The organism is Zongyangia sp., from assembly GCF_965361945.1.
This window is the reverse complement of the sequence record NZ_CBDTOK010000144.1, coordinates 1-7,647: the sequence shown is the minus strand read 5'-3', so window position 1 is coordinate 7,647 and position 7,647 is coordinate 1. Positions and strand designations below refer to the sequence as shown.

At 51.8% G+C, this 7,647-nt stretch carries 14 protein-coding genes; all 14 read left to right on the top strand.

The genetic code is table 11. The features are described from left to right. Nucleotides 1-83 precede the first annotated feature (83 nt). Nucleotides 84-383 (top strand): hypothetical protein, encoded by a 300-nt coding sequence (locus ACZ25G_RS09145; protein ID WP_463682237.1) that lies wholly within the window; start codon nucleotides 84-86, stop codon nucleotides 381-383. Next, nucleotides 380-637, top strand: coding sequence for a thioredoxin family protein (locus ACZ25G_RS09140; RefSeq protein ID WP_463682236.1), 258 nt, complete (start codon nucleotides 380-382; stop codon nucleotides 635-637). Before ACZ25G_RS09145 ends, ACZ25G_RS09140 begins: the two co-directional genes overlap by 4 nt. A gap of 54 nt (nucleotides 638-691) precedes the next feature. After that, the gene (locus ACZ25G_RS09135) at nucleotides 692-994 is read left to right on the top strand and encodes a ribosomal-processing cysteine protease Prp (RefSeq protein WP_463682235.1); all 303 of its coding nucleotides are present in this window, start codon (nucleotides 692-694) and stop codon (nucleotides 992-994) included. 52 nt (nucleotides 995-1,046) lie between these two features. After that, complete coding sequence (locus tag ACZ25G_RS09130) at nucleotides 1,047-1,703, top strand: DUF4355 domain-containing protein (protein WP_463682234.1); 657 nt, start codon at nucleotides 1,047-1,049, stop codon at nucleotides 1,701-1,703. A gap of 2 nt (nucleotides 1,704-1,705) precedes the next feature. Continuing rightward, complete coding sequence (locus tag ACZ25G_RS09125; RefSeq protein ID WP_463682233.1) at nucleotides 1,706-2,893, top strand: hypothetical protein; 1,188 nt, start codon at nucleotides 1,706-1,708, stop codon at nucleotides 2,891-2,893. A 76-nt stretch (nucleotides 2,894-2,969) separates the two neighbouring features. Next, a complete protein-coding gene (locus tag ACZ25G_RS09120; protein ID WP_463682232.1) occupies nucleotides 2,970-3,419 on the top strand; it encodes a hypothetical protein in 450 nt (149 codons plus the stop codon). A 19-nt stretch (nucleotides 3,420-3,438) separates the two neighbouring features. Continuing rightward, nucleotides 3,439-3,750: a phage head-tail connector protein gene (locus ACZ25G_RS09115; protein ID WP_463682231.1), complete on the top strand. Its 312-nt coding sequence runs from the start codon at nucleotides 3,439-3,441 to the stop codon at nucleotides 3,748-3,750. Further along, nucleotides 3,747-4,058, top strand: a complete 312-nt coding sequence (locus tag ACZ25G_RS09110) for a hypothetical protein (protein WP_191509584.1) — start codon at nucleotides 3,747-3,749, stop codon at nucleotides 4,056-4,058. Before ACZ25G_RS09115 ends, ACZ25G_RS09110 begins: the two co-directional genes overlap by 4 nt. A 4-nt stretch (nucleotides 4,059-4,062) precedes the next feature. Beyond that, a complete protein-coding gene (locus ACZ25G_RS09105; protein ID WP_463682230.1) occupies nucleotides 4,063-4,422 on the top strand; it encodes a hypothetical protein in 360 nt (119 codons plus the stop codon). After that, nucleotides 4,423-4,851 carry a DUF5072 family protein gene (locus tag ACZ25G_RS09100; protein ID WP_463682229.1) on the top strand — a complete coding sequence of 143 codons (429 nt, stop codon included), beginning with the start codon at nucleotides 4,423-4,425 and terminating at the stop codon, nucleotides 4,849-4,851. A gap of 12 nt (nucleotides 4,852-4,863) precedes the next feature. Next, a complete protein-coding gene (locus tag ACZ25G_RS09095; RefSeq protein ID WP_463682228.1) occupies nucleotides 4,864-5,664 on the top strand; it encodes a phage major tail protein, TP901-1 family in 801 nt (266 codons plus the stop codon). An 11-nt stretch (nucleotides 5,665-5,675) separates the two neighbouring features. Next, a complete protein-coding gene (locus tag ACZ25G_RS09090) occupies nucleotides 5,676-5,984 on the top strand; it encodes a hypothetical protein (protein WP_463682227.1) in 309 nt (102 codons plus the stop codon). A gap of 50 nt (nucleotides 5,985-6,034) precedes the next feature. Further along, nucleotides 6,035-6,409, top strand: a complete 375-nt coding sequence (locus ACZ25G_RS09085; protein ID WP_463682226.1) for a hypothetical protein — start codon at nucleotides 6,035-6,037, stop codon at nucleotides 6,407-6,409. Beyond that, on the top strand, nucleotides 6,402-7,647 hold a 1,246-nt coding region (locus ACZ25G_RS09080), incomplete at its 3' end, for a tape measure protein (RefSeq protein WP_463682225.1). The genes ACZ25G_RS09085 and ACZ25G_RS09080, both read left to right, overlap by 8 nt.

The window sequence follows — 7,647 nt, the reverse complement described above, 5'->3', positions numbered from 1 at the left end:
GATTGATAGGGATGCTGTAAATTATAACCACCGGCCATTGTTGACTGGTGGTTTTTTCACGCCTATTTTGAGGAGGATACGCTATGGTTATTCCCGAAAAAGTGAAGATATTGTATAAGAATTACGCTGTCAGGGAAGAAAGCAATCTACACGATAACAAAAGTGAGCTTTATGGAATCGCGCGATATCTGGAGGAGGAAATCGTGCTTAACGCAGGGGCCTCCCTGAATCAGAAGAAAGCGACCCTGATCCACGAGATCATCCACGCCATTGACGGAATGTACTGTGTCGAACTTTCCGAGGAGCAGGTGGAAAAGCTGGGAACCGGTTTTTTTATGTTGTTAAGAGACAACCCGGACATGTTTATAGGGGGCGACAAATGAGGCAGCTTTACTTTTTCCACGCCTCATGGTGCCCGCCCTGCCGCTTCTTTGAAAAGCAATTCATCTCTCCTTTGGCGTCCATGGTAGGGTCAAATAAAATCGTCAGGATCAACGTGCAGAAAGAACCCTTCCGGGCGGATCGCTACGGAGTCAGCCGGGTTCCGATGGCAATCCTGATGGAAGGTGGAAAGGCGGTGGATTACGTCGGCATGGCAGATTTGGAAAGATGCGCCCAGTTTCTGAAAGGAGAGTGATCCGCATATCTCCCACCGGCAGGGAACAGCCGGGTAGAAAAGAGGTGGTGTGATTTGATTGCCGTTTCCGCCACAGACGGCGGAATCGCCTTAGAAGGCCATGCGGGCTACGCCCAGGCGGGCAAGGATATTGTCTGTGCCGGAGTGACCGCTTTGGTACAGACGCTGATCGCCTCCTTGGAGGAGCTGACAGCAGATCAAATTGAATACTCCATATCCCCAGGAAAGGCGGATATACGCTATAGGAATCTGTCAGAGGCAGGAAGGCTTCTGGTGGGTTCCTTTTTTGTTGGCCTTAAAGAAATTGAGAGGGAATTCCCGGAGTATATCCGGTTATCTTGTCCGCAACGACAATAAACTACGGGCAACAGAACGGACTTGTGACGGGCTGGGGCAGAAAGGATAACGCATGAAAAACAGATATTTTTTACAGCTCTTCGCGGAAGGCGAAGGGGGCGGGGCTGCTGCAGAGGGCGGCAACGCAACCGGCGCGACAGGCGAAGGAACAACGCAGACAAACGCACAAAACACCATGTCGTTTGACGACTTTCTAGCGCAGGAGGGCCATCAAGCTGAATTTGACCGGAGGGTCAGCAAGGCTATCCAAACCGCTGTTGCGAATGCTCAGAAGAGATGGCAAACACTGACGGATGATAAGGTGTCGGAGGCCGAGAAGCTGGCGCAGATGACCGGCGAGCAAAAAGAAAAATACCGGGCGGATAAAGCGGAAAAAGAGCTTGCCGAGCTGAAGCGGCAGATTGCTTTAGGCGATATGGCCAAAACCGCGCGGAAAATGCTGGCTGATGAGCAGATTTCTATTCCAGACGAAATGGTGATGCATCTGGTAACAGACGATGCGGAAAAGACAAAAGAGATCGTGGAGAGTTTTGCTAAATCCTATAAGGCGGCATTGCAAGCGGACATCAAAGAGGCGTTCCGAGGCAATCCGCCCAAAGCCAACCAGGGCGAAACCACAGTAACCAGAGAGCAGATTCTCGCTGTAAAAGACACCAATGAAAGACGCCGCTTAATCGCGGAAAATCCACAATTATTTGTTAGGAGGTAACTATGAACAAACTACAATTATTTGCCGCTGAGCCCAATGTTATTACGACTCAGCAATTTTCTGTCAACCCGAGAGAGGTTGATTTTGTCACCAGCTTTGGCCGCGAAATTACCGCGCTGACCGAAGTCATGGGGATTAGCCGCCCCATCCGCAAGGCCAATGGCACCACCCTGACCGCCAAGAAGGCCACCGGTGAGCTTCAGAGCGGGATCGTAGCAGAAGGCGATGTAATCCCTCTGTCCCAGTTCGAGGTGGAGCCTGTGGACTTTGCGCCCATCCAGCTGCAGAAATACCGCAAGGCGGTGACCATTGAGTCCATTGAGAAATACGGGCTGGAAACCGCTGTGGGTATGACCGATGAGGAATTCAAGGTCCAGCTGCAGGATGAGGTGCTGGCCACCTTCTATAACTTCCTGCTCACCGGCCAGCTGACCAGCGAGGAAAGCACCTTCCAGATGGCGGTGGCCATGGCGATCGGTCGGGTAAAGGACGCGTTTAAAAAGATGCACCGTTCCGCAACAGGCGTGGCTGTGTTCGCCAATACCCTGGATATTTACGAGTATCTGGGTGGTGCGCAGGTTACAGTCCAGACTGCTTTTGGCATGGACTATGTGGAAAATTTCCTGGGCGCGGATATTCTGTTCTTCTCCTCTGAAATCCCCCAGGGCCGGGTCATTGCAACGCCGGTCAACAATGTGGCCGTGTATTACGTGGATCCGGGCGATTCTGAATTCTCCCAGGCCGGTCTTTCTTATACCACTGACTCCCAGGTGCCCTATATCGGGTTCCATACCGAGGGCAACTACCAGCGGGCACAGTCTGAGTCTTTCGCCCTCATGGGTTTAACCCTGTTTGCGGAATACCTCAACGCTATCGCTGTAATCACCATTGCGGATGCGCCGGAGCTGAAGACCATCACTGTAACCCCTGCAGCAGGTTCGGCTGTTGGTACCACTAAAGCCACCCTAAGCAACACCGTTGGAACCGCCGGAAACGTATTCAAGTATCAATTGGGCGATGCCGCAGTAGCGGTTGATTATGGCCAGAACGTCAGAAATTGGCCTGTATTCACCCAAGGAGCGGATATTCCGGCGACAGCAGGACAAACCTTGACCGTTGTTGAGGCTGACCAGTATTACAAGGCTGTTGGGCAGGGCAGCGCTACTGTCACGGTGAACGCGGGGGAATAGTGCCCCCGTCCGAAACCGGCCTGGTCGGATCGGGGGAAGCCGGTAAGGCAATCGTAGGAAAAGAAGGTGAATGAGTATGGCGTATGCGCCAACTGAATGGAACGATGGTGATCTGATCACTGCCGAAAAATTAAATAAATTGGAACAAGGCGTCCAAAATGAACAGATTGGTCCTCAAGGCCCGGAGGGGCCAAAAGGAGATACCGGCGAAACTGGACCGGCCGGAGCGGCGGCGGGATTTGGAACACCTACGGCTACCATAGACGCAAATACAGGAACGCCGTCGGTGACGATTACAGCGTCAGGTCCAGACACAGCTAAAGTATTTGCGTTTGAATTCAAAAATTTAAAAGGCGCGACCGGAGCCCAAGGACAAAAAGGTGAAACAGGGGATACTGGTCCGGCGGGCAAAGGTGTAAAATCTATCGCATTGACTACAACAGCGGGAGCGGTAACCGGCGGCACCGTAACATTCGACGACGATTCCACAGCTCCTATTACCATAACAGAAAGCGGAGCTGGATGATATGGAAATGTTTGAGAGATTGAAAACACGGCTCCCGGACACCGAATTGACGGATGAGCAGCTATCCGAGTATCTGCAGACCATGAGCGACAGACTCTGTTTGCGTCTGGGGGCAGACACGCTTCCAGCGCTATTCCAATCCATCTGTGTGGACGCTGCCGTGAAGATGGTGCGCAGGACATATTATGAAGGTATTTCCTCGGAGGGTGTGGCCAATATCTCCACATCCTTCGTGGACAATATCCTGGCGGAATACGACGCCGAAATCGGAGACTGGAAGGCCAGCCAAGCATCATCCGGCAACAGCAATAAGGTGGTGTGCTTCCTATGATATGGAAATCCTGTCAATTACAGATTATCACCGGGCAGACAGAGGACGCCCTGGGCAATATGGTAGGAGGCGAATGGCAGACGGTGAAAGACACTTTCTGCCGCTTCACCCCCTGGACAGATGAACAGATTGCCTTGGAAGGCCGCGACGTCACCAGAAACCAGCAGCGGTTCGCTGTCCCCATACCCTTCGCAAGATTCCCGGAATGCACCCACGCCGTCATTGACGGAATCCGCCAGCAGATCACGGAGAAGATTGACCTCACACCCAGATATACCGTGATCCAGGTCAAGGCGTATAAGGAGTGATGGCGTGGCAAATTACAGGCTCAACTTGGATGGCGTTGAGAATCTACAGGATGAATTAAACAGGCTGGGCAGCATTAGGTTGGAGGTCATTCAAAAGAAACAGCTAACGGATTTACTCAACCGAGCCAGAACCCCGGGTGGTACGCCGGTGGACACAGGGGAGCTCAGGGAGTCGTCGGTTGTGAATCCAAATGAAATGACTATGGGATACACAGCGGAATACGCGCCTCATGTTGAGTACGGTCATCGCACTGTAAATGGCGGGTTTGTCCAGGGGCAGCGGTTCTTACAAGCTAACGTTGAAGCCCAGCGGGAAATCTACCGCGAAGATGTCCTTAAAACCATCAGAAAGGAAGGAAAATAAATGGCCTATCAAAAACTATCCCCCATCGCCTTAATGGCGGCAGTGCGGGACAAGGTGGAAGCGAGGACGGGGCTTCGATGCTATGACGCGGTACCACTCAATGCTGTCAGCCCTTTTTATTTTGCGGAGGTTATACGGATTCAGCCTTCCAACACCAAAACCATGTTCCGGGATAACTACACGGTATGGATTCACTGTATTGCCGCAGCGCCCAAGACAGGGGAAGCGCCTTCTTCGGTAGGGGTGTACAACCTCATTGAACAGTTGCAAGAGGCTTTGACGGAGGACATCGCTCTGCCAGAGCCTTTTGAACTGATTATGCAGACAGACGGAGGGGTCCAAACCATTAAAACAGACGAGACAGAGGAAAAACACGCCGTGGTCACCTATGATTTTATGGTGTGCTATGGGTTCAAATGCAAGCTTTAAAGGAGGCTAAATATGAACAAATTACAGCTATTCGCTTTTGATAACAACAACTACTGCGATTTTTCCAGCTCCGCGGCTAAAGCGGTGGCAGGCAAAGACATCCTGCTTGCCATCTGGAGCGCAGACGGTACAAAACTGCTTGCCATCAGCGGCCAGCAGGGACTAACCATCAACCGCTCCGCTGATTCTATTGAGATTACATCCAAGGACACCCAGGGCGGATGGAAGTCTAAAATTGCCGGTATGAAGGAATGGAGCATCGACAACGATGGCCTGTATGTGCCAAACGACGAGTCCCATTCCATCCTATCTCAGGCTTTTGATAACTCTGATCCGGTGTGCATCAAGGTCATCAACGGAAAAACCAAAGAAGGCATGTTCGGAGGCCTGGCAGTCATCACCGACTATCCCTTAGAAGCTCCTTACGACGACGCTATGACCTACTCCCTGACCTTGGAGGGTATGGGCGCTCTGGTGGACCTGCTGGCTCAGCCGGTGGATCCCGATACTATGCCCGACGGCACCGCCGCTTTGGAGGGGCTGACCGTGGTATCTGTAGCAGGTACTGCTGACGGAGATACCGCCATCTATGTCAATCCAGCCCTTGGAGCTTCCAATAAGTATTTCTATAAGACTGGGGAGGCGCCTCTGGCCTATCCTGCTTACGGTGAAACGATTACCCAGACCAGCTGGGACGGCACCAGTGAAATTTCCGGTTTGACCGGTGGGCAGCAGATCATGGTCATTGAGGCGGATTCCGCTGGTAAGGCGCTGAAAGCTGGCGTCGCTACGATTACTGTAAAAACCGCCTAGGAGGTACCGTCATGTTTGAACATAAAGGGAAAAAGTATGAGTTGGCTTTCAACATTGGCCGACTCAAGCTGGTGGAAAGCCAGATAAAAACATCTGCGGTGGCTGACATTGTGGCGACCAATGGGGCCCTATCCTTTTCCTCCCTCGAAGCGTATTTCGGATACTGCTTAAAAGAGGCCGGAAGCAACGATTTTGTTCCCAGGGAAAAGGCTGTGGAGATCGCGGAAGCCCTGATGGAGGAAAAAGGTTATATTGCGGTCAATAACATGGTGGTCACAAAACTGACCAAGGATATGCCTTTTTTATTCCGCACCGCCTGATTGACTATCGATATTTCCAATCAGGAGAACAAGATGAAGCGCTAGCAGAAATGGCGAAGCCTTACAGCGATGTAATGGACTTCGCCTTTTTTGCTGCCAATTTTCATTATTCACGGGCGGATTACGACGCCATTACCCCCACGGAACGGGCTTTTATCTACAAGGCGTGGGAGGACAAGACGGTGTCGGAGTCTACCGTGCTGCGGGACGCCGTGTTCAACGCCGTTTCCAACGCCTTCCGCAAGAAAAACCAGAAGTTTAGGAAGCTGTGGAAAAAGCGCCAGGAGAAAGCGGATATGGAGGTTATTTCCCAAAACCTTTCCATCATCGAAGAGGTGGAGGAGAAGGAGGGAAAGAACTGGGTGTCCTTGATTTATGAGAAAAATGGGCTGAAGATGCCGGAAAGGAGGAAAAAGCTTGCCTGATTATACCCTATCGGCAAAGGTTACTGGTGATGCGTCGAATTACGAAAAAGCCATGCGAGGCGCTGAATCGGTTACCGAAAAGTTTTCTAATACTGCGGACAACCTGGGGTCGAAGCTAGCCGGCGGATTGGCGAAAGGGTTCAAGGTTGCCGCAACCGCCATTGCGGGAGTATCGGCTGCTCTTGGTGCCGGAGCAGTGGCAGGCGTGAAATACAACGCCACCATCGAACAGTATGAGACCTCTTTTGAGGTAATGACAGGTTCCGCCGAAAAGGCTGCGGAGGTGGTGGAACGCCTCAAGAAAATAGGCGCCGAAACCCCTTTTGAACTTCCAGAGTTGGCCGATGCAACCCAGCTGCTTATGAACTACGGCTTTACCGCCGATGAGGCTATTGACCGAATGATGATGCTGGGCGATATTTCGCAAGGCTCCGCAGACAAGATGCAGCGCATTGCCACTGCCTATGGCCAGATGTCCAGCGCGGGAAAGGTACAGCTGGAAGATATCAAGCAAATGATAGAGGCTGGATTCAATCCTCTGCAGGAAATTTCTGAGAGTACCGGCGAATCCATGGAAAGCCTCTATGAACGGATCAGCGACGGCTCCTTGGCGGTAGAAGAAATTACCGAATCCATGCAGCGGGCAACCTCTGAGGGCGGCAAATACTTCCAGTCCATGGAAAAACAGTCCCAGACACTAAATGGGCTGATCTCTACCCTCAAAGACAACGCCCAGCAACTTCTAGGCGAGGTAGTACAGCCCATCTCTGATTCCATCCGGACAGAATTACTTCCTGCCGCTATCGATACGGTGGACGAGATGTCCAACGCTTTTAAGGCAAACGGGCTGGAAGGGCTTGTAAAAGAGGTCGGAGACGCGTTGTCCGACGCTGTGACCGGAGTAGCCCAAGCCGCTCCCGATATGATTGACGCCGCTGTGGACGTGATCGAGGGATTTATTGACGGCATCAAGAAGAACAAGAACAAGCTCCTTCGGGCAGGCGGAGAAATTGCCGCTTCCTTGGCTAACGGCATTGCTGACTTATTGCCCAAAGAAATCAGCCGTCCCATCAAAAAAGCTATCGACGCCATATCAGATTCCTTCAAAAGCGGGGGACTCAAAAAAGCCCTCAAAACTATTGAAAACCTACTTGAAGGGTTTATGGACATTGTTTCCAGACTGGCCAAATCCGTGCTGCCTTTGGCGACTGGCGCTTTAGACGCGCTAGGAGAAAACT